The following is a 20220-nucleotide window of genomic DNA, read 5'->3' as shown; positions in this document are numbered from 1 at the left end:
GATACGCGGGATGGGCGACAAAGCGGCCATCCCGCCGGCGATGAGCGGTCAGCCCGGGTGGTGGCAGACCGCTTCGATGTTGTTGCCATCCGGGTCGAGCACGAACGCCCCGTAATAATCGGGGTGGTAATGCTCGCGGATGCCCGGGGCACCGTTGTCCGTGCCGCCGGCTGCCAGTGCGGCGCGGTGGAAAGCATCCACGTCGGCCCGGCTGCCCGCGCTGAAAGCGATGTGCACGCCGCCATGGGCGCCCGGGGCGTTGCCGATCCAGAAGTCCGGCTTGCCGCTGCGGCCGAAGCCGGCATGGTCATGGTCGCCGGTCTGCGCGGCCGAGACCTGCATCACCACCGCGATGCCCAGCGGGGCCAGGGCCTGCTGGAAGAACGACAGGCTGCGCGCGAAATCGCCGCAGCGGATGCCAACGTGGTCGAGCATGGTGCTTCTCCTCAGTCCTGGGTGACCCAGTGCGGGGCGCGCTTGTCCAGGAAGGCGCCGAGGCCCTCCTGGCCTTCGGCCGAGACCCGCAGGCGGGCGATCAGGGCCGCGTTGTCGCGGTCGGTGGCGTCGCGGTCGCGGCCCAGCGCGACCCGCCGGACCAGCTCCTTGGCAGAGGAAGAGGCCACCGGACCGGCCTTGTCGAGCAGCCCGAGCTGGCGCTGGACGGCCTCGTCGATCCGTTCAGGCTCGATCAGCTGGTGGACCAGGCCGATGCGCAGGGCGGTCTCGGCGTCGAAATGCTCGCCGGTGGCGAACCAGCGCCGCGACTGGCGTGGGCCGATCGCGTCGATGACATAGGGCGAGATCACGGCGGGCAGCAGGCCCAGGCGGCTCTCGGTCAGGCCGAAGCGGGCGCTGGTGCTGGCGATGGCGATATCGCAGCAGGCCACCAGGCCGACCCCGCCACCGAAGGCGGCGCCCTGGACACGGGCGATGGTCGGCTTGGGCAGCTCATCCAGGGTCCGCATCAGGCGGGCCAGGGCGAGCGAGTCCTGGCGGTTGTCCTCCTCGCTGGCGGCGGCCATGCCACGCATCCACTGCATGTCCGCGCCCGCCGAGAACGAGGCGCCTTCGCCGGCCAGCACCACCGCCCGGACGTGGTCGTCGCGGCCGGCGGCCTCCAGGGCGGCCGTCAGCTGGGCGATCAACGAGGCGTCGAAAGCGTTGTGCAGGGCCGGGCGGTTCAGCCACAGGGTCAGCACCGAGGCGCTGCGTTCAATCCGTAGTGCATCACTCATGGGTCGGCTTGCTCCAGTACATGTACAGATCATAGCGGGCCATCGGTCACGGGCAATGGCGCGGCGCGTCGATGGTAGAATTGATAACCATTCCTATCATCGAGAAGGCGCTCCGTGACGTTGTCCGATCTGGCGCTGTACAGCTCCGCCGTGGTGGAGTCCGTGCAGGAAACACACGCAAACGATGCGATCGCCCGCCGACTGAAGGAGCTTGGCTTCGTCAAAGGGGAAGAGGTGCGTCTGGTCGCCCGTGGTCCCGTCGGCGCCGAGCCGCTGCTGGTGCAGGTGGGGTTCACGCGTTTCGCGCTTCGCCGCAGTGAGGCCGCCCGCATCGTGGTAACCGCGTTGCAGTCCCAGGAGGCCCGCGCATGAGCGCCGCCAGCAACGCCCTGCGCATCGCCCTGGTCGGCAACCCGAACAGCGGCAAGACCGCGCTGTTCAACCAGCTCACCGGCAGCCGCCAGAAAGTGGCCAACTACACCGGCGTCACCGTTGAACGCAAGGAAGGCCGCCTGCGTGCGCCGTCCGGCCGCGAGTTCGCCGTGCTGGATCTGCCGGGCGCCTACAGCCTGCAGCCGGCCAGCCTGGACGAAGCGATCACCCGTGACCTGTGCCGGGGCTTCTACCCCGGCGAGGCCGCGCCGGACGTGCTGCTGTGTGTGATCGATGCGACCAACCTGCGCCTGCACCTGCGCTTCGCGCTGGAGCTGCGTGAGTTGGGCAAGCCGATGATCGTGGCCCTGAACATGGTCGATGCGGCCGAGCGCCGCGGCATCAAGATCGATGTGCAGGCGCTGGAACAGGCCCTGGGTGTGCCCGTGGTGGAGACCGTGGCGGTGCGTCGCAACGGCGCGGCCAGGCTGGTCGAGCGCCTGGACGCGATGGTGCCGCACCTGCAGGCCCCGGTGGCGGTGCCTGCCGCCGAGGCCGATTACCACGCCCAGGTGCGCGACATCCTGGCCGCTTCGGTGAGCATGCCGACACGTACGGCGAAGATCGATGACGCACTGGATCGCTGGCTGCTGCACCCGGTGTTCGGTCTGCTGACCCTGGCCGTGGTGATGTTCCTGATCTTCCAGGCGGTGTATGCCTGGGCGACGCCGGTCATGGACCTGATCGAGGCCGGTACGGCGGCACTGGGCGGCTGGATCGGTGGCGCGCTGCCGGAAGGCCCGCTCAACAGCCTGCTGACCGACGGCATCATTGCCGGCGTGGGTGGCGTGATCGTGTTCCTGCCGCAGATCCTGATCCTGTTCGCCTTCATCCTGGCGTTGGAAGAATCCGGTTACCTGCCGCGCGCGGCGTTCCTGCTGGATCGCATGATGGCGGCGGCCGGTCTGTCCGGGCGCTCGTTCATCCCGTTGCTGTCCAGCTTCGCCTGCGCGGTGCCGGGCATCATGTCCACCCGCAGCATCCAGGACCCGCGCGACCGGCTCGCCACGATCCTGGTGGCCCCGCTGATGACCTGTTCGGCGCGCCTGCCGGTGTATGCGCTGCTGATCGGCGCCTTCATCCCGCAGAAGCAGATCTGGGGCGTCTTCAACCAGCAGGGCCTGGTGTTGTTCGGCCTGTACGCGGCCGGCATCCTCAGCGCGCTGCTGATGTCCTGGACAATGAAGAAGTGGCGCCGCGACAAGAGCGAGCATCCGTTGATGCTGGAACTGCCGTCCTACCGCATCCCGCACCCGCGCGATCTGGCGGTGGGGCTGTACGAGCGCGGCATGATCTTCCTCAAGCGCGTGGGTGGCATCATCCTGGCGCTGACCATCCTGCTGTGGGTACTGCTGTCGTTCCCGGGGGCGCCGGAAAACGCGACCATGCCGGCGATCGACTACAGCTTCGCCGGCCAGATCGGCCATGCCATGGCGGTGTTCTTCGCGCCGCTGGGCTTCAACTGGCAGATCTGCATTGCACTGATCCCGGGCCTGGCCGCGCGTGAAGTGGCGGTGGCCTCGCTGGCCACGGTGTACGCGCTGTCCGCCGCCGATGACGATGCCGCCAGCCAGGCGCTGACCCCGCTGATCAGCGACGGCTGGTCGCTGGCCACCGCGCTGTCGTTGCTGGTCTGGTACATCTACGCCCCGATGTGCATCTCCACGCTGGCCACGATCAAGCGTGAAACCAACTCGTGGAAGCAGATGGGCTTTGCCACGTTCTACCTGTTCGCGGCCGCCTACATCGCCTCGCTGATCACCTACCAGGTGACCGTGGCCCTGGGCGGCGGCTGATGGAGACCGGTCTGCTGCTGCAGTACGTCGTGATCGCGCTGGCCGTGCTGGTCAGCGCGTGGGTGGTGATGAAGAAGCAGTTCCCGGGCACCGTGCGCAAGGCACGCGGGGCGATCGCGCTGGGGTTGGTCAAACCGCAGCGCGCCGCCTGGTTGCAGGCGCTGGGCCGGAAGATCGCACCACCGGCGACCGGTGGCGGTGGTGCGTGCGGTGGTTGTGACAGCTGCGGGCCGACGCCGCCGAAGCGGCACTGAGGCGCTCGGCGGTAGAGCACGCCCTGCGTGATTGCTCAATCGCGCACCAGCCCCCCATCCACCACCAGGTTCTGCCCGGTCACCGCGCGTGACCATGGCGAAGCGAAGAACAGCACCGCATCGGCGAACTCGGCCGGGGTGGTGACGCTGCGCAACGGGGTGTTGGCCGCGATGTAGTCGAACACCGCCTCCGGCGTGGCCGCACTGGCATCCGTGGTGCGCAGCAGACCACCGGAGAGCATGTTGACGGTGATGCCGTCCGGGCCGAGATCGCCCGCCAGCGTGCGGGTCAGCGAGAGCAGGGCGGCCTTGGCCGCGGTGTAGTCGTGGTACGGCACCACCGGGTTCTGGAACAGGTTGGTGCCGATGTTGATCACGCGGCCGAAGCGCTGCGCGCGCATGCCGGGCAGGGCGGCCTGCACCGTGTTGAGTGCGCCGCGCACGCTGCCTTCGAACTGCTGGTTGAAGGCGTCCCAGCCGATCACGTCGGCCTTGTCGCGCGCATCGCCGTTGAACGAGAACGCCGCCAGTGCGTTGTTGACCACCGTGGTGATGTCACGGCCGAAGTGCTGGCGCGCCTGTGCGAACAGGGCATCGACCTGGGCGCGGTCGGTCACGTCGGCCTGGATCGCCACGCAGGCGCTGCCCAGCTCGGCCGCCAGCTTCTGCGCGGCTTCTGCGCTGGCGTGGTAGTTGATGACGACCTGTGCGCCCTCGCGGACGAAGGCGCGGACCAGATGCTGGCCGAGCCCGCGGGCACCGCCGGTGACGAGAACGAGCTGCTGCGAAAGCTGCATGGAGGGGCTGCCATGGGGATCCACCCGCTAGCGTAGCAAGCGGTGCGCGGATTTCCTCTTGTGCAGCGCCGCCGGCACCCGCTAGCCTGCATGCATGACTACCACTCCCCTACGTTTGCTCATCCACGGTGCGTCCGGCCGCATGGGCCAGGCACTGCTCCGCCTTGCCGCTGACAATCCCGCCCTGCAGGTGGTGGCCGCGGTGAACCGCCGCTCGCCGGCCCAGCGCGTGGTCGAGGGCGTGCCGCATTTCGCCAGCAGCGAGCTGGCTGGTGCCCCCCCGTTCGATGTCGCCATCGATTTCAGCCTGCCCGAGGGTTTTGATCCGGTGCTGGCGCTGTGCGTGGAGCGCGGTGCGGGCTTCGTGTCCGGCACTACCGGCATCAGTGAGGCGCAGCGCCAGGCACTGATCCGGGCGGCCGGCCGGATTCCACTGGTCTGGGCCTCCAACTTCAGCCTCGGTGTGGCGGTGCTGGATGAGCTGGTCGAGCGGGCTGCCGCTGCACTGGCCGGCTGGGACTGCGACATCGTCGAATCCCACCACACCCAGAAGAAGGACGCGCCCTCCGGCACGGCCCTGACCCTGGGCGCGGCGGCGGAGAAGGGCGGGGCGCATCCGCACTACGCCAGCCTGCGCGCCGGCGACATCGTGGGTGAGCATCTGGTCCAGTTCACCGGGCTGGGCGAGCGCATCGAGCTGACCCACCGTGCCACCAATCGGGACATTTTTGCCCGTGGGGCCCTGTTCGCGGCCAGCCAGCTGCCGGGTCGCGCGCCGGGCAGCTACCGGGTCCGGGATCTGCTGGATGGGGCCACGCCGCCGCCCGCCGTCTGAATTGGGGCCTCGGGGCAGGATGGGCGGGCGCCTGAACCGGCGCTGCGCCCTCCGTCGGCCTGAATAGGGCAATTGCACGCGGATACTGGCGCCGCACCCGGCTTGCCTTTACAATTCCCGCTCGCCGAATCACGACAGCCGGACCGGTCCAGAACCGCAGTCCGCGCTTTTTTGCAGCCGCTTTTTCGTGAAGCGCAGGCGTGACTTCGGCGACCCCTCGGTAGCCAAAGTGAGATTTCCGTGACCCAAGCCGCAATCCTCGTCCTCGAAGACGGCACCGTATTCGAGGGCGAATCCGTAGGCGCGCCCGGCCTGTCCGTCGGTGAGGTGGTGTTCAACACCGCCATGACCGGCTATCAGGAAGTGTTGACCGATCCTTCCTACGCCCGGCAGATGGTCACGCTGACCTACCCGCATATCGGCAACACCGGCATGACCGACCAGGACGATGAAGCGGCCAAGGTGTGGTCGGCCGGCCTGATCGTGCGCGATGTCCCGCGCCGCCCGAGCAACTGGCGCAGCCAGGTGTCGCTGCAGGATTGGCTGATCCAGCGCGGCGTGGTCGCCATCTCCGGCATCGATACCCGCAAGCTGACGCGCATCCTGCGCGAGCGCGGCGCCCAGAACGGTGCGCTGATGGCCGGCGAAGGCCTGAGCGTGGAAACGGCGCTGGAAGCGGCGCGCAAGTTCCCGGGCCTGAAGGGCATGGATCTGGCCAAGGTGGTCAGCACCGACAAGCGTTACACCTGGACCGAGGGCCAGCTGGATCTGGACAGCAATGCCTTCGTCAACGCCGCACCGCGTTTCAAGGTGGTGGCCTATGACTTCGGCGCCAAGCTCAACATCCTGCGCATGCTGGCCGAGCGCGGCTGCGAGCTGACCGTGGTGCCGGCGCAGACTCCGGCTGCCGACGTGCTGGCGATGAATCCGGACGGCGTGTTCCTGTCCAACGGCCCGGGCGATCCGGAGCCGTGCGATTACGCGATCGCCGCGATCAAGACCTTCCTGGAGAAAAAGGTGCCGACCTTCGGCATCTGCCTGGGCCACCAACTGCTGGCGCTGGCCTCCGGCGCGAAGACGGTCAAGATGGGCCACGGCCACCACGGCGCCAACCACCCGGTCCAGGATCTGGACGGCGGCCGTGTGATGATCACGTCGCAGAACCATGGCTTCGCGGTGGATGAGGCCTCGCTGCCGGCGACCCTGCGCGTGACCCACCGCTCGTTGTTCGACGGCACCAACCAGGGCATCGCCCGCACCGACGTGCCGGCGTTCTCGTTCCAGGGCCACCCGGAAGCCTCGCCGGGCCCGCACGATGTCGGTCCGCTGTTCGACCGGTTCGTGACGATGATGGCCGAGGCCAAGGCGTGATGCGCAGCCCCGCGCTGCTGCTGTCGCTGGTGTGCCTGACCGGTGTGGCCCAGGCTGCACCGGCGTCCGATACGCAGGTGCAGGCGGTCATGCAGAAGTTGAGCATGGGCACGCTGGGCACCGACATGGCCAAGCTGATGATCGACAACGTGCCGGCGCTCAAGGCCCTGCCCGAGACCGATCGCCAGTGCGCGCATGCGCCGATCCAGAATCTGCTCGATGCGCAGTTTCGTCATTCGGTGATCACCGGCCTCGGCAACGACGGCGACCAGGTGATCGCCGAGTGGTCGCGCTTCCTGGGGACGCCCGGCGGCAAGAGCCTGTCCTCGGCCTTCGCCGGCGCCAATCCCGCGACGATGGCGGAAAAGGCCAACGTGAACCTGAGCGAGAAGGACCGCGCCGAGGTGACCGCGTTCCTGGCCAGCCCGGCGTACACCCGCTTCATCGCCACGTTCGACACCGAATCGGAGCTGCCCGACGACATCGGCGTGCGGCTGGCGAAAGGACTGCAGGACCAGTGCCGGATCGCGCTGAACCCCGACGATATTTCCTGATCGACAGCGTGCGATCACCCCCATCTGCCTCGCTGTCCAGACTTAGAGAAGACAATGCCCAAGCGCACTGACCTTAAAACCATCCTCATCATCGGTGCCGGCCCGATCGTCATCGGCCAGGCCTGTGAGTTCGACTACTCTGGCGCGCAGGCCTGCAAGGCACTGCGCGACGAGGGTTACCGCGTGGTGCTGGTCAACAGCAATCCGGCCACCATCATGACCGACCCGGAGATGGCCGACGCCGTCTACATCGAGCCGATCAACTGGCAGACGGTCGAGAAGATCATCGCCAAGGAAAAGCCCGACGCGCTGCTGCCGACCATGGGCGGCCAGACCGCGCTGAACTGCGCACTGGATCTGGCCGACAACGGCGTGCTGGAGAAGTACAACGTTGAACTGATCGGCGCCAAGCGCGACGCGATCCGCATGGCCGAAGACCGCGAGCTGTTCCGCGTGGCCATGGGCGAGATCGGCCTGGAGTGCCCGTCCGCTGCGGTGGCGCACACGCTGGAAGAAGCGATCGACATCCAGACCCGCGTCGGCTACCCGACCATCATCCGCCCCAGCTTCACCCTGGGCGGCAGCGGCGGCGGCATCGCCTACAACCGCGAAGAGCTGGTGGATATCGTGACCCGCGGCCTGGAACTGTCGCCGACCACCGAAGTGCTGGTGGAAGAATCGGTGCTGGGCTGGAAGGAATTCGAGATGGAGGTGGTGCGCGACACCGCCGACAACTGCATCATCGTCTGCTCGATCGAGAACCTGGACCCGATGGGCGTGCACACCGGTGACTCGATCACCGTGGCCCCGGCCCAGACCCTGACCGACAAGGAATACCAGCGCCTGCGCGATGCCTCCATCGCCGTGCTGCGCAAGATCGGCGTGGATACCGGCGGTTCGAACGTGCAGTTCGGCATCAGCCCGACCACCGGCCGCGTGGTCGTGATCGAAATGAACCCGCGCGTATCGCGTTCCTCGGCGCTGGCCTCCAAGGCCACCGGCTTCCCGATCGCCAAGGTCGCGGCCAAGCTGGCCGTGGGTTACACCCTGGACGAATTGAAGAACGAAATCACCGGTGGTCTGACCCCGGCCTCGTTCGAACCGTCGATCGATTACGTCGTCACCAAGATTCCGCGCTTCGCCTTCGAGAAGTTCCCGGCCGCCGATGCGCGCCTGACCACCCAGATGAAGTCGGTGGGCGAGGTGATGGCGATGGGCCGCACCTTCCAGGAGTCGCTGCAGAAGGCCCTGCGTGGCCTGGAAACCGGCAAGATCGGCCTGGACCCGACCGGTCTGGACCTGTCCAACGAAGACGACATCACCACCATCAAGCGCGAGCTCAAGGCCCCGGGCCCGGAGCGCCTGTTCTTCGTGGGGGATGCGTTCCGCGCCGGTTTCAGCGTGGAAGAGGTCTTCGCGCTGTCGCACATCGACCCGTGGTTCCTGGACCAGATCGAAGAGATCATCCAGGCCGAAGCCGAGGTGGCCACCGACGGCATCGACGCACTCGATGCTGCACGTCTGCGCAAGCTCAAGCGCGCCGGTTTCTCCGATGCCCGCCTGGCCGAACTGACCGGCACCAACGAAGCGGCCGTGCGCGCGCTGCGTCGTGCCCACAAGGTGCGCCCGGTATACAAGCGCGTGGATTCGTGCGCCGCCGAGTTCGCCACCAGCACCGCCTACCTGTATTCGACCTACGAGGACGAGTGCGAAGCGGCGCCGAGCAACCGCGACAAGATCATGATCCTGGGTGGCGGTCCGAACCGTATCGGCCAGGGCATCGAGTTCGACTACTGCTGCGTGCATGCGGCACTGGCGCTGCGCGAGGATGGGTATGAAACCATCATGGTCAACTGCAACCCGGAAACCGTCTCCACCGATTACGACACCTCCGACCGCCTGTACTTCGAGCCGCTGACGCTGGAAGACGTGCTGGAGATCGTCGAGCTGGAACAGCCGAAGGGCGTGATCGTGCAGTACGGTGGCCAGACCCCGCTGAAGCTGGCGCGCGCGCTGGAAGCCAACGGCGTGCCGGTGATCGGCACCTCGCCGGACTCCATCGATCTGGCCGAAGACCGCGAGCGCTTCCAGCAGCTGGTCGACAAGCTCGGCCTGAAGCAGCCGCCGAACCGCATCGCCCGCAACGACCAGGAAGCCCTGCTGCTGGCCCGCGAGATCGGCTACCCGCTGGTGGTGCGCCCGAGCTACGTGCTGGGCGGCCGTGCGATGGAAATCGTCTACGGTGAATCCGATCTGGCCCGCTACGTCCGCGACGCGGTGAAGGTCTCCAACGATTCGCCGGTGCTGCTGGACCGCTTCCTGGACAACGCCGTGGAAGTGGACGTGGACATCATTGCCGACAAGGACGGCAACGTGCTGATCGGCGGCGTGATGGAGCACATCGAAGAAGCCGGCGTGCATTCGGGTGATTCGTCCTGCTCGCTGCCGCCGTACTCGCTGTCGGCTGAAACCCAGGCCGAGCTGCGTCGCCAGGTGGTCGAGCTGGCCAAGGCCCTGAACGTGGTCGGCCTGATGAATACCCAGTTCGCGATCCAGACCGGCGAGAACGGCGAAGACATCGTCTACCTGCTGGAAGTGAACCCGCGTGCCTCGCGCACCGTGCCGTTCGTCTCCAAGGCCACCGGCATGCCGCTGGCCAAGATCGCCGCGCGCTGCATGGCCGGCAAGACGCTGGCCGAGCAGGGCGCGACCAAGGAAATCGTGCCGGGGTACTACTCGGTCAAGGAAGCGATCTTCCCGTTCGCCAAGTTCCAGGGCGTCGATCCGATCCTCGGGCCGGAGATGCGCTCCACCGGTGAGGTGATGGGCGTGGGCCGCAGCTTCAGCGCCGCCTTCGCGCGTGCGCAGGAAGCCGGTGGCATCAAGGCGCCGCCGCTGGGCAAGGCGTTCGTGTCGGTCCGTGACCCGGACAAGAAGCGCGTGCTGCCGGTCGCCAAGGCACTGGTCGAGCGCGGCTACACCCTGGTGGCTACCCGTGGCACTGGCGCGTGGCTGCAGGAGCACGGCATGACCTGCGAAATCGTCAACAAGGTGGTCGAAGGCCGTCCGCACATCGTCGATTCGATCAAGAACGGCGAGATCGTTTACATCGTCAACACGACCGAAGGTCGTGCGGCGATCAATGACTCGTTCTCGATCCGTCGCGAAGCGCTGCAGCATCGCGTGACCTATTCGACCACCATCGCCGGCGCCATGGCGCTGGTGCAATCACTGGAATTCCGCGGTACCGGCCCCGTCTGGTCGCTGCAGGAACTGCACAAGGAGTTGAACGCATGAGAGCACCGATCACCCTGAAGGGCGCGCAGCGTCTGCGCGAAGAGCTTGACCACCTGAAGTCGGTCAAGCGCCCGAAGGTCATCGCGGCGATCGCCGAGGCACGCGAACACGGCGATCTGAAAGAGAACGCCGAGTACCACGCCGCGCGCGAAGAGCAGGGCTTCATCGAAGGCCGCATCAAGCAGCTGGAAGGTGAGCTTTCGCATGCCGAGATCATCGACATCACCAAGCTCAACGCCGGCAGCAAGGTGGTGTTCGGCGCCACGGTCGAGCTGTCGGACGTGGAGAATGATGAAGAGAAGCGCTACCAGATCGTGGGCGACCTGGAAGCGGACATCAAGCTGGGCCTGATCGCGATCTCCTCGCCGCTGGCCCGTGCCTTGATCGGCAAGCTGGAAGGCGATGCGGTCACCATCGACGCACCGGCCGGCCAGCGCGAGTACGAAATCGTCAGCGTCCAGTACCTGGACTGACGGCGATGGCCACGGCGACGTTGTTGCTGCCGGCGCGCAGCCGGTTTCCGGCGGCGCCGTTGCCCGATGACGTCGCCAACGCGCTGGGGCGTGCGCAGCGCCACAGCGCCGAGGCGGGCGAACGCGCCCAGCTGCGTCGGCACTTCCAGACGCAGCCGGACGCGTGGTCCGCCGCCGCCCTGACCCGCCAGCTGGATGGCGGCGATGCCGATGGGGCGGTGTGGTTGCGGGCCGATCCGGCCAATGTGGTGCCGGACATGCATGGCGCACGCCTGATGGGGCACGGGGATACCCTGCGGCCGGATCTGGCCGATGTCATGCACCTGCTGCCGGCGTTGCAGCCGTTGTTTGCCGGGTTCGGCTTCGTGCTGGATGCCCCGGTGCCGTCACGCTGGTACCTGCGGCTGCCGCCGGGCACCACGCTGCCCGCATTCGCCGAGCCTGATGAAGTGCTCGGCGATGATCTGTTCGCCCATCTGCCCGAAGGCGATGCAGGCCGCCGCTGGCGCGCCTTGTTGACCGAGGCACAGGTGGTGTTGCACCAGCATGAATGGAACCAGCAGCGCGTGGCCGACGGCAAGCGCGCGATCAATTCGCTGTGGTTCTGGGGTGGCGGTGAGCTGCCTGAGCGCGTGACCACCGCGCATGCCCAGGTCCGCAGCCGCGATGCGCTGCTGCAGGCGCTGGCCAGGGCGGCGGGCCTGCAGGCCGATGGCGAGCAGACCGTGGATGCGCTGGTGGACCTGCGCCAGCTGCGCTCACTGGAGCAGCTGGGCAATGAGGCGATCCGCCCGTTGCTGGCGGCGATCGCACGCGGGGAATTGAAACGTCTGGTGCTGGATTTCGAGGACGGGGCCCGCGTGGAGATCGACAAGAGCCAGCGCTGGCGGTTCTGGAAGAAGCCGGTGCAGCTGCACGACCTCTGAGTGCGTCGAAGGACAGCCGGCCAGCGGCCGGCTCTAACGGGAGCGGGGCGGTATCATGCTCTCGGATGTCATCGATCGAGCCCGTTTTGACCCAGTCTGAAGCACCCCGTATCCAGCGCCGTCCTGCCGCCGCCGTCAGCGAGTGGCCGTCCTCCATGTTGCCGTTGCTGCAGCGCTTGTACGCCGCGCGCGGGGTGACCGATGCCGCGCAGGCCCAGCCGAAGCTGGCCCAGCTGCATGCGCCGGATCTGCTGGGCAGCATGCAGGCCGCGGTAACGCTGCTGGCCGATGCGATCTCCAACAACGAACGCATCCTGATCGTCGGCGATTTCGACTGCGATGGCGCCACCGCCTGTGCGGTCGGGGTGCGCGGCCTGCGCATGCTCGGCGCGCGCGATGTGGTGCACGCGGTGCCCAACCGCATGCTGCATGGCTATGGGCTGTCGCCATCGCTGGTGGCCGAACTGGCCCCGCTCAATCCGGGCCTGCTGGTCACGGTCGACCATGGCATCGCCTGCCATGCCGGCGTCAACGCGGCCAAGGCACTGGGCTGGAAAGTACTGGTCACCGATCACCATCTGCCGGGCGAGCACCTGCCGCCGGCCGATGCCATCGTCGACCCCAACATCAGCGGCGATGCGTTCCCCAGCAAGGCACTGGCCGGCGTCGGGGTCATCTTCTACGTGTTGATGGCGCTGCGCCGCCACCTGCGCGAGCAGGGCGCGTACGCCACGGCACCTGAGCCGGACCTGCTGACCCTGCTGGATCTGGTCGCAGTGGGCACCGTTGCCGATCTGGTCGCGCTGGATGACAACAACCGCGCCCTGGTCTCGGCCGGCCTGCGCCGGCTGCGCAGCGGCAAGGGCTGCGTCGGCCTGCAGGCGCTGATCGAGGCCAGTGGTCGTGACGCCTCGCGGCTCACTGGCAGTGACATTGGTTTCGCGCTCGGCCCACGGTTGAACGCCGCTGGCCGGCTGGAAGACATGGCACTGGGCATCGAGCTGCTGCTCACTGAAGACCGCGCCCACGCGCGTGAGATCGCCACGACGCTGGAGTCGATCAACACCGAGCGCCGTGCGGTCCAACAGCTGATGACCGACGACGCGGAGCTGGCAGTGTCCCGTGCAGTGCTCAGCGCCGAGGGCGTGCGCCCGGTTGCGGCCTGCCTGTTCGATGCCGAATGGCACCCCGGTGTGGTCGGGCTGGTGGCGTCCAAGATGAAGGATCGGCTGCACCGGCCGGTGATCGCGTTCGCACCTTCAGAGCCCGGCGGCGATTCGCTGCGGGGCTCGGCGCGCTCGATTCCCGGCTTCCATATCCGTGACGCGCTGGCCTTGGTCAACGCGGCGCACCCGGGCCTGATCGACAAGTTCGGTGGCCACGCCATGGCTGCCGGCCTGAGCCTGCCGCATGCGCAGTTGGCCGCGTTCGAGCAGGCCTTCGTGGACGTGGTGGAGCGCACGCTGGATCCGCTGTCGCTGCAGCAGCTGCTGCTGACCGATGGCGAGCTGTTGCCGCAGGAACTGGATTTCGCCCACGCCGAGGCGCTGCGCCTGGCCGGGCCGTGGGGGCAGGGCTTCCCCGAGCCGCTGTTCGATGGTCACTTCCAGGTAGCGCGCTGGCAGGTCCTCAAAGAGAAACACCTGAAACTGAGCCTGCGCGTGCCGGGCCGGGCCGAGCCGGTCAGCGCCATCCACTTCAGCGGCTGGAGCGGCAACGCGCCGGCCAACCGCGTCCATATCGCGTACCGCCTCGTCAGCGACGACTACCGCGGCGGTGGCGCGATCCAACTGATCGTGGAGCACTGCGCCGACGCGTAACCGGGCGGGTGCGGATTATTCGCGCACCTGCGTCACCAGTGTCGGCATTTCCCAGGCGCCACCGGCGGCGACCAGGCGGCACAAGCCGGTGCTGCTGTCGGCGGTCCTGACGAACTGCGTGCCGGTCCAGCCCCAGGTGGTGGAGTACCAGCAATCGCCCAGCCCGCGGCCCTTGTGCGCCTCCTGGATGGTGCGTACGTCATCACCCACGGCTGCCGTGGTGACCAGCCGCGGCTGGTACGGCGCGCGGTCGTTGACCACCCAGTAACCATCACCGGTGTTGTACGCGGCGCGCCAGCAGCTCAGTGACACCAGCAGCTTGTCGGCGCTGAGCCGCTGCACCGTCAGCGCTTCGGGTTCCTCGCCGGGTGACAGGCTGCCGCTGGGTCCCAGCGCTTCGCAATCGTCGGCTGACGTCACCGCTGCGAGGGCGGCACGCAGCGCCGGCGATGCGGCCAGCGCGGTGTCCGCCGGGCGGGTCGCCACCGGCTTGCCCAGCCGCACGACCGGCACCGGCAGTGCCGGCGGCACAGAGGATTCGGCGAGGGTGCCTTTGCGCATCAGGGCGCCCGGCGTGCCCAGGCGGCCCTGGAACGCATCCATCTTCAACAACACGGCCGAGGCGCCCTGATCAGAGACCTTCCAGCGCGCGCCATCGTCGCCGATCAGCTCGATGCGGCTGTTGCGTGTCAGCGAGGTAAGCAGGGCAGCGAGCTGCTTCGCAGAAAAGGTGGCGGTGCCCTCGGCGGCATCAAACTGCATCGGGCCCAGCGAGGTGCCGTTGATCTGCAGGCTGAGCCGCCGGGTGGCGGTGTTGTCGTCGTATTGGCCGAGCATCAGTTCAGCCTGCACCGGCTGGTCCGGCCCGCCCGCGCGGGTGAGCAGGATCGAGACCGGGTCGCCGCCATTGTCGTCGGCCTGATAACCGGCGGCGCGGCAGGTACGGGTGTTGTCGCAGGCCAGCGTCCAGTCGTGGTGGGTGAACGTCACGCCCTCGATGGGGGCGGCGGCGTGACCGGGCAGGGTGAGCCCCATCAACAGCGGGGCGGTCAACAACAGGCGCATGCGGCATCCTTGGTCCATCAATCCGTGGAGGGCGATCTTGGCCCAGCACGGATGAGGCGTCCATGACCGGAACAGGCGATTGCCGCCGCTCAACCCCGTTCTCGTGCGCCGTGCGTTCAATGAGGTGTCATCGGATCAGGAGCGTCACATGGGACTCGCACTGCGCAGTATCGGTCTGCTCGCGCTGCTGTGCTGGCAGCTGCCCAGCGCCCACGCACAGGCGCGGCGTTTCCCGCCGCCACGCCCGCCGATCCTGCAGGTCGCCGGCGCCGAGGTGCCGGTGCGGCTGACCGAGGCCCGTATCGACAGCCGCGTCATGGCGGGGCTGGGTGAGACCACGATCGAGTTGACCTTCCACAATCCCAACGCGCGGGTGCTGGAAGGGCAGCTGGCGTTCCCGCTGGCCGCGGGCCAACAGGTGGCCGGGTTCGCACTGGATATCGACGGTGAGCTGCGCGACGCGGTGCCGGTCCCCAAGGCGCAGGGCCGCCAGGTGTTCGAGGCGATCGAGCGCCGCCAGGTTGATCCGGGGCTGCTGGAACAGACCGCCGGCAATCAGTTCCGGCTGCGGCTCTATCCCATCCCGGCGCGTGGTGAGCGTCGCGTCCGTCTGGAGCTGCGCGACAGCCTGCCGACCGTTCCGCAGGGCCTGCAGTGGTCACTGCCCGTGTTCTTCGCACGCCAGGCCGAGCAGGTGACGGTGAAGCTCGAGGCGAGCGGGACGGGCAAGCCGGTCGCCGTGGGCGCCAATCCACTGGGATTCACAGTGAAGACCGGCGCCTATGCGGCGCAGTGGCAGGGGCGGGGCGCGGATCTGCCTGCACAGCTGCAGTGGAGCCTTCCGCTCGCGCGCAGCACTGACGTGGTCACCGGGCTGCATGAGGGGCAGCGCTATCTGCTGGCCAGCGTGCCGGTGCGTGCGTCCACCGCGCCGCGCGCTCTGCCTCGGCGCATCGGCCTGCTCTGGGACGCGTCGGGCTCGGCAGGGTCACGCGACCGCGCGGCCGAACTGGCGGTGCTGGATCGCTACTTCAACGCCCTCGGCACCGGTCAGGTCCAGTTGACCGTGCTGCGTGACCGCAGCGAAACGCCGCGGGAGTTCACCATCAACAAGGGCGACTGGTCAGCACTGCGCGAGTACCTGAGGGCACTGCCCAACGATGGCGCCAGTGCGCTGGGCGACTGGACGCCGAACCCGGCCATCGGCGAGTACCTGCTGGTCAGCGATGGCCTGGCCAACTACGGCAGTCAGACGCTGCCCACGCTGTCGCCCGATCAACGCCTGTATGCGCTGAGCAGCGCCGGTGCGAAGACCGACACACCGCGCCTGCGCGCCTGGACCGGCGCCCATCATGGCCAGCTGCTGCAGGTGAGCAGCGAGGCGGAGGTGCCAGGCGTGATGCCGCTGCTGCTCCAGCAGCCGGTCGAGGTTGCCGAGGTGCGGGCACGTGGCGTGGAGGACGTGAACGTGGATGCCTCCAGCGCCACACAGGGTTGGATCCGCGTCACCGGCCGCGTGCTGCGTCCCGATGCGACGGTGCTGCTGTCTCTGCGCGGTGGCGGCACCGATCCACAACCGATCACGCTCAACGTCGCGAACGCACGGGGGGTGGAAGGCGGAATGGTCGCCCACGCGTGGGCGAATGCGCGGTTGGCCGCGCTCGCCGCTGACCCGGCCGGGGCGCAGGCCGCCAAGGCGCTGGCGCAGCAGTTCGGGATGGTGACGGCCGATACGTCGCTGCTGGTCCTTGAGACGCTGGAGGACTATCTGCGCTACGGCATCCGTCCGCCTGGCCCGTTGCGCGCGGCCTACGACCAGCGCCATGCGTTGACGGTGGCCGATGCGGCAAGCGAGCGGAAGCGCCGCCTGGATGGCATCGCCCGCCAGTTCGCCGAGCGCGAACAGTGGTGGAATACCCGCTGGCCCAAGGATGCGCCGCCGCGACCCAAGCCGGAATCCCGATCCGTCGCCGCGCCAGTCGCCATGGCGATGGCCGCGCCACCGCCGGCACCTGCGGCGCCGATGGCGCTGGACCGTTTCGAGCTGACCGCGTCGGCGGTTGCCGATCAGGAAGAGGCAACCACCGAGCGCCGCGCTAAATCTGCACCCAAGGCCAACAGCGGCCAGATCACCCTGACGCTGGCGCCGTGGGCACCGGATTCGGCCTATGCACGCCGCCTGCGCGATGCCACGCCGGCGCAGCTGTATCCGCTGTATCTGCAGGAGCGCGAACAGCACGCTGGCAGCAGCGCCTTCTATCTGGACGTGGCCGATCTGCTGCTGGCCAGCGGACAGCGTGACCTGGCCCTGCGCGTGCTCTCCAACCTGGCCGAGATGCAGCTGGAAAACCGCCACGTGCTGCGCGTGCTCGGTTATCGCCTGATGCAGGCCAAGGCGCCGGCACTGGCCGTGCCGGTGTTCCGCCAGGTGCTGGCGATGGGCGAGGAGGAGCCGCAGAGTTTCCGTGACCTCGGCCTGGCGCTCGAAGCGGCCGGGCAGTACCAGGCGGCGGTGGCATCGCTGTATGAAGTGGTGGTGCGCCCGTGGGATGGGCGGTTCGACGGTATCTCGCTGATCGCGCTGGACGAACTGACCCGGCTGATCGCGCGCGAGCGTGTGGATGCTTCCGCGGTCGACCCGCGTCTGCGCCGTGCGATGCCGTTGGACCTGCGCGTGGTGCTGAGCTGGGACAGCGATAACAGCGACATGGACCTGTGGGTCACCGATCCCAACGGCGAGCGCGCGTACTACGGCAACCGGCTGACCTACCAGGGCGGGCAGATGTCGCAGGACTTCACCGGCGGCTATGGCCCGGAGCAGTTTTCGTTGCGTGATGCCAAGCCCGGCACTTACAGGATCGAAGCGAACTACTTCGGCAGCCGCGAGCAGCTGGTCACCGGCGCCACCACGTTGATGCTGCGCCTGAGCACCAAGTGGGGCAGCCGCGACCAGCGCGACCAGCAGGTCACGCTGCGGTTGAAGGACCGGGCGGAGACGGTGCTGGTCGGGGAGTTCGAGGTGAAGTAGCCGCCTAGCCGGCCCGCGGCGATCCCGCTGCTGCTCCAACGGCGGTGGGACTCTGCCCCTGCAACCGCTGCCGGCGCAGTCCGAAAAGAGGGCGCAACCAATCGACGCGACGGATCAGCCCTTCGTGCAGCAGCAGGCAGCCCGCCACCGTCCCGGCCACGACCAGCAGCGGCTCCCACCACAGCCCAAGATGCAGCGGCTTGAGCCAGAACAGGAGCACGATGATCAGGCTCTGGTGCAGGATGTACCAGGGATACACCGCCTCGGTGCAGTACGGCAGCCAGCGGAATGGGCGATCCAGGTACACCTTGGCCCAGCCGAGCACGGTCAGCAGCACGGCCCACAGGTACAGCGACTGGCTGGCCATCACCTGCACCGTCCAGATGCTGTCCGGCCACTGCCGCAACAGGGAATCGGCCGGCAACACCCGCCCCAGGATGCGGATGCCGAAGTACCAGCACGCCGCAAAGACCGCCACCCCCAGGGTGAGCCGGCGCAGCTCGACCACGCGTGCCCAGAACGGGGTGGCGCGGGCAAGCAGATAGCCGGCCAGGAACACCGTGCCGTACTTGGCGTGCTGGTACCAATCGCCGAACAGCAGGTTGGTGGAGGGAAACAGGGGATCGAGCCAGGCCACCCAGCCGAAGGAGAGCAGCGAGGGCAATCCGATCAGCATCGGCGCCGGCGCCCGGGCATAGCGCTCCACCGCGCGGCGCACCGCAGGGGTATCCAGTACCGGCATCAGCAGCGCCAGCACCAGTGTGTAGACCCATAGGTAGGCCAGGTACCACAGGTGGTTCCAGGTGATGCGCAGTTGCCAGCCGGCAAACGTGTCCTGCGGCCAGGCCGGCATCTGCCAGTAGCGCAGCAGGAAGGCGCCGAAGCCGGGCTCGATCTGTCCGTTGGTCAGTGCCTCGGCGTAGGGCTGGATCGGCACCACGACGAACATTCCGAACAGCAGCGGCAGCAGCAACCGCCACGTGCGCAGCACGGCAAAGCGCGCGATGCGCGCCTCGGGCCGCATCAGGGCGATGGCGATACCGGAGAGCAGGAACAGCAACGGCATCCGCCAGCGGTTCACCAGCAGCATCGGCCACTGCAGCCACTCGGCGGTGTACTCGCTCTTGAGATGGAAGCCCCAGCCATCCACGTAGGCCATGGCGGTGTGATAGAGGATGAGCAGGGCGAAGGCGAGCACGCGCAGGGCGTCGATGTCGTGGCGGCGTGGCATGGACGGGGCAGGCAGGAAAGGAGACTGCACGGTGCGCAGTCGCCGCGCGGTCCGCCATGGCGGAGGGGCCTGCCGCCGGGGGCAAGTGACGAATGGCGGTCGCCAAGGGACGGGTGGGGCGCACTACCATGGCCTGATGAGTCAGGCTGACGACCCTTTGCGAATGGACGATTCAATGGCGAACGGACGTGCCGCGCGGTGGCGGCCGCGTGCGCGGATGCTGGTGTGGTCGGTCATCCTGTTGACCACGGCGGTGGCCAATGCGCTGGTGGAAGTGATGGATGCGGGCCGCCGTGGCGAAGACCTGGGCCTGTGGCAGCCGATGATCTGGGAGCTGAGCAGCGTCACGATGATCCTGCTGACGCTGCCGGTCCTGTGGTGGGGCTGCCAGCGTTGGCCGCTGCACGCCGATACCTGGAAACGACGGCTGCCGCTGTACCTGCTGGCCAGCGTGGCGTGGTCGCTGGTGCATGTCACCGGGATGATGGGGCTGCGCCATCTCGCTTATGCCGCGCTCGGCTACCACTACCAGGACGATGCCACCTGGCCGGTACGCTTGATGTACGAGTACCTCAAGGATGTCCGTGCCTTCTTCACCTTCGTGGCGATCGAGCACTTCTTCAGCTGGTTCGGGCGGCGCCGGCAGGGCGAGGCCCACCTGCTGGTGGCGCCGGATGATGCGCCCCCGGTGGACGCCGTGGAGCGCCCGGAGCGGTTTCTGGTGCGCAAGCTGGGCCGCGACTTCCTGGTCGCCACCGGTGATATCGAGTACGCCCAGGCGGCCGGCAACTACGTCAACCTGCGGGTGCGCGGGCACGACTACCCGCTGCGCAGCACCATGGCGGCGCTGGAAGAACGATTGGATCCGGCGCTGTTCGTGCGTGCCCACCGCAGCTGGCTGGTGAATGTGCGGCACCTGGTCTCGATCGAGCCGCTGGACGGGGGCGAGGCCCTGCTGCACATGGACGATGGCGGCCGGGTGCCGTGCAGCCGCCGGCAGCTGCCCTCGTTCCGGCAGGCGCTGGCCGTGCAGGGGGCGGCGTGAGATCAATGCGTACGGGGGGGGGGGGGGCGGCACCCCGCAGGCTTGGCCGGGCAAGCCCCGG

At 68.1% G+C, this 20220-nt stretch carries 17 protein-coding genes; 12 read left to right on the top strand and 5 right to left on the bottom strand.

Features of this window, described 5'->3' with window-relative positions; translation table 11 throughout:
* Positions 1 to 48 precede the first annotated feature (48 nt).
* A complete protein-coding gene (locus AC06E9_RS08410) occupies positions 49 to 435 on the bottom strand; it encodes a VOC family protein (protein ID WP_282261354.1) in 387 nt (128 codons plus the stop codon).
* 11 nt (positions 436 to 446) lie between these two features.
* Complete coding sequence (locus AC06E9_RS08405; protein WP_121036680.1) at positions 447 to 1235, bottom strand: enoyl-CoA hydratase-related protein; 789 nt, start codon at positions 1233 to 1235, stop codon at positions 447 to 449.
* A 114-nt stretch (positions 1236 to 1349) separates the two neighbouring features.
* Between AC06E9_RS08405 and AC06E9_RS08400 the strand changes: the two genes are divergently transcribed.
* From AC06E9_RS08400 to AC06E9_RS08390, 3 genes are read left to right on the top strand one after another with little or no spacing between them, the layout of a single operon-like run.
* Positions 1350 to 1607 carry a FeoA family protein gene (locus AC06E9_RS08400; RefSeq protein WP_121036681.1) on the top strand — a complete coding sequence of 86 codons (258 nt, stop codon included), beginning with the start codon at positions 1350 to 1352 and terminating at the stop codon, positions 1605 to 1607.
* Positions 1604 to 3463 carry a ferrous iron transporter B gene (gene feoB / locus AC06E9_RS08395; RefSeq protein ID WP_121036682.1) on the top strand — a complete coding sequence of 620 codons (1860 nt, stop codon included), beginning with the start codon at positions 1604 to 1606 and terminating at the stop codon, positions 3461 to 3463. The genes AC06E9_RS08400 and feoB overlap by 4 nt, the downstream gene beginning before the upstream one ends.
* Positions 3463 to 3717 (top strand): DUF6587 family protein, encoded by a 255-nt coding sequence (locus AC06E9_RS08390; RefSeq protein WP_121036683.1) that lies wholly within the window; start codon positions 3463 to 3465, stop codon positions 3715 to 3717. The genes feoB and AC06E9_RS08390 overlap by 1 nt, the downstream gene beginning before the upstream one ends.
* A gap of 35 nt (positions 3718 to 3752) precedes the next feature.
* Here AC06E9_RS08390 and AC06E9_RS08385 read toward each other — a convergent pair whose 3' ends face one another.
* Entirely contained in the window at positions 3753 to 4514 is a 762-nt protein-coding gene (locus tag AC06E9_RS08385) for a 3-oxoacyl-ACP reductase (protein ID WP_121036684.1), read from the bottom strand.
* Positions 4515 to 4608: 94 nt separating this feature from the next.
* On the opposite strand from AC06E9_RS08385, the gene dapB reads away from it, so the two are divergent.
* From dapB to recJ, 7 genes are all read left to right on the top strand, one after another.
* The gene (gene dapB, locus AC06E9_RS08380; protein ID WP_152150717.1) at positions 4609 to 5349 is read left to right on the top strand and encodes a 4-hydroxy-tetrahydrodipicolinate reductase; all 741 of its coding nucleotides are present in this window, start codon (positions 4609 to 4611) and stop codon (positions 5347 to 5349) included.
* Positions 5350 to 5589: 240 nt separating this feature from the next.
* A complete protein-coding gene (gene carA / locus AC06E9_RS08375) occupies positions 5590 to 6720 on the top strand; it encodes a glutamine-hydrolyzing carbamoyl-phosphate synthase small subunit (protein ID WP_152150719.1) in 1131 nt (376 codons plus the stop codon).
* On the top strand, positions 6717 to 7274 hold the full coding sequence (locus AC06E9_RS08370; protein WP_152150721.1) for a hypothetical protein: 558 nt from the start codon (positions 6717 to 6719) through the stop codon (positions 7272 to 7274). The genes carA and AC06E9_RS08370 overlap by 4 nt, the downstream gene beginning before the upstream one ends.
* Positions 7275 to 7328: 54 nt before the next feature.
* Positions 7329 to 10571: a carbamoyl-phosphate synthase large subunit gene (gene carB / locus AC06E9_RS08365; RefSeq protein ID WP_478055875.1), complete on the top strand. Its 3243-nt coding sequence runs from the start codon at positions 7329 to 7331 to the stop codon at positions 10569 to 10571.
* A gap of 8 nt (positions 10572 to 10579) precedes the next feature.
* Positions 10580 to 11044, top strand: a complete 465-nt coding sequence (gene greA / locus AC06E9_RS08360; RefSeq protein WP_183073734.1) for a transcription elongation factor GreA — start codon at positions 10580 to 10582, stop codon at positions 11042 to 11044.
* A 5-nt stretch (positions 11045 to 11049) separates the two neighbouring features.
* Positions 11050 to 11970, top strand: coding sequence for a phosphoglycerate mutase (locus tag AC06E9_RS08355; protein WP_461770444.1), 921 nt, complete (start codon positions 11050 to 11052; stop codon positions 11968 to 11970).
* A gap of 155 nt (positions 11971 to 12125) precedes the next feature.
* Positions 12126 to 13790, top strand: a complete 1665-nt coding sequence (gene recJ, locus AC06E9_RS08350) for a single-stranded-DNA-specific exonuclease RecJ (RefSeq protein ID WP_478055929.1) — start codon at positions 12126 to 12128, stop codon at positions 13788 to 13790.
* A gap of 15 nt (positions 13791 to 13805) precedes the next feature.
* Here the strand turns inward: recJ and AC06E9_RS08345 are convergent, their stop codons facing one another.
* Positions 13806 to 14855, bottom strand: coding sequence for a DUF1176 domain-containing protein (locus AC06E9_RS08345; protein ID WP_478055874.1), 1050 nt, complete (start codon positions 14853 to 14855; stop codon positions 13806 to 13808).
* Between the two features lie 148 nt (positions 14856 to 15003).
* Here AC06E9_RS08345 and AC06E9_RS08340 point away from each other — a divergent pair, with 148 nt between their 5' ends.
* Complete coding sequence (locus AC06E9_RS08340) at positions 15004 to 17883, top strand: VIT domain-containing protein (protein ID WP_478055873.1); 2880 nt, start codon at positions 15004 to 15006, stop codon at positions 17881 to 17883.
* Between the two features lie 4 nt (positions 17884 to 17887).
* Here AC06E9_RS08340 and AC06E9_RS08335 read toward each other — a convergent pair whose 3' ends face one another.
* Positions 17888 to 19114 (bottom strand): acyltransferase family protein, encoded by a 1227-nt coding sequence (locus tag AC06E9_RS08335; protein ID WP_478055928.1) that lies wholly within the window; start codon positions 19112 to 19114, stop codon positions 17888 to 17890.
* Positions 19115 to 19289: 175 nt separating this feature from the next.
* On the opposite strand from AC06E9_RS08335, the gene AC06E9_RS08330 reads away from it, so the two are divergent.
* Positions 19290 to 20159 (top strand): LytTR family DNA-binding domain-containing protein, encoded by an 870-nt coding sequence (locus AC06E9_RS08330; protein ID WP_121036695.1) that lies wholly within the window; start codon positions 19290 to 19292, stop codon positions 20157 to 20159.
* Positions 20160 to 20220: the final 61 nt, after the last annotated feature.

Source organism: Stenotrophomonas sp. Steno-Z10-BAI (genome assembly GCF_056393115.1).
This window is presented reverse-complemented; position numbering and strand designations above follow the sequence as displayed.

Coding starts and splice junctions, on each gene's coding strand:
- dapB (WP_152150717.1), top strand. CDS start 4,609: ATGACTACCACTCCCCTACGTTTGCTCATCCACGGTGCGTCCGGCCGC.
- AC06E9_RS08405 (WP_121036680.1), bottom strand. CDS start 1,235: ATGAGTGATGCACTACGGATTGAACGCAGCGCCTCGGTGCTGACCCTG.
- recJ (WP_478055929.1), top strand. CDS start 12,126: ATGTTGCCGTTGCTGCAGCGCTTGTACGCCGCGCGCGGGGTGACCGAT.
- AC06E9_RS08355 (WP_461770444.1), top strand. CDS start 11,050: ATGGCCACGGCGACGTTGTTGCTGCCGGCGCGCAGCCGGTTTCCGGCG.
- AC06E9_RS08330 (WP_121036695.1), top strand. CDS start 19,290: ATGGCGAACGGACGTGCCGCGCGGTGGCGGCCGCGTGCGCGGATGCTG.
- AC06E9_RS08340 (WP_478055873.1), top strand. CDS start 15,004: ATGGGACTCGCACTGCGCAGTATCGGTCTGCTCGCGCTGCTGTGCTGG.
- carB (WP_478055875.1), top strand. CDS start 7,329: ATGCCCAAGCGCACTGACCTTAAAACCATCCTCATCATCGGTGCCGGC.
- AC06E9_RS08410 (WP_282261354.1), bottom strand. CDS start 435: ATGCTCGACCACGTTGGCATCCGCTGCGGCGATTTCGCGCGCAGCCTG.
- AC06E9_RS08335 (WP_478055928.1), bottom strand. CDS start 19,114: ATGCCACGCCGCCACGACATCGACGCCCTGCGCGTGCTCGCCTTCGCC.
- feoB (WP_121036682.1), top strand. CDS start 1,604: ATGAGCGCCGCCAGCAACGCCCTGCGCATCGCCCTGGTCGGCAACCCG.
- AC06E9_RS08345 (WP_478055874.1), bottom strand. CDS start 14,855: ATGCGCCTGTTGTTGACCGCCCCGCTGTTGATGGGGCTCACCCTGCCC.
- AC06E9_RS08385 (WP_121036684.1), bottom strand. CDS start 4,514: ATGCAGCTTTCGCAGCAGCTCGTTCTCGTCACCGGCGGTGCCCGCGGG.
- AC06E9_RS08390 (WP_121036683.1), top strand. CDS start 3,463: ATGGAGACCGGTCTGCTGCTGCAGTACGTCGTGATCGCGCTGGCCGTG.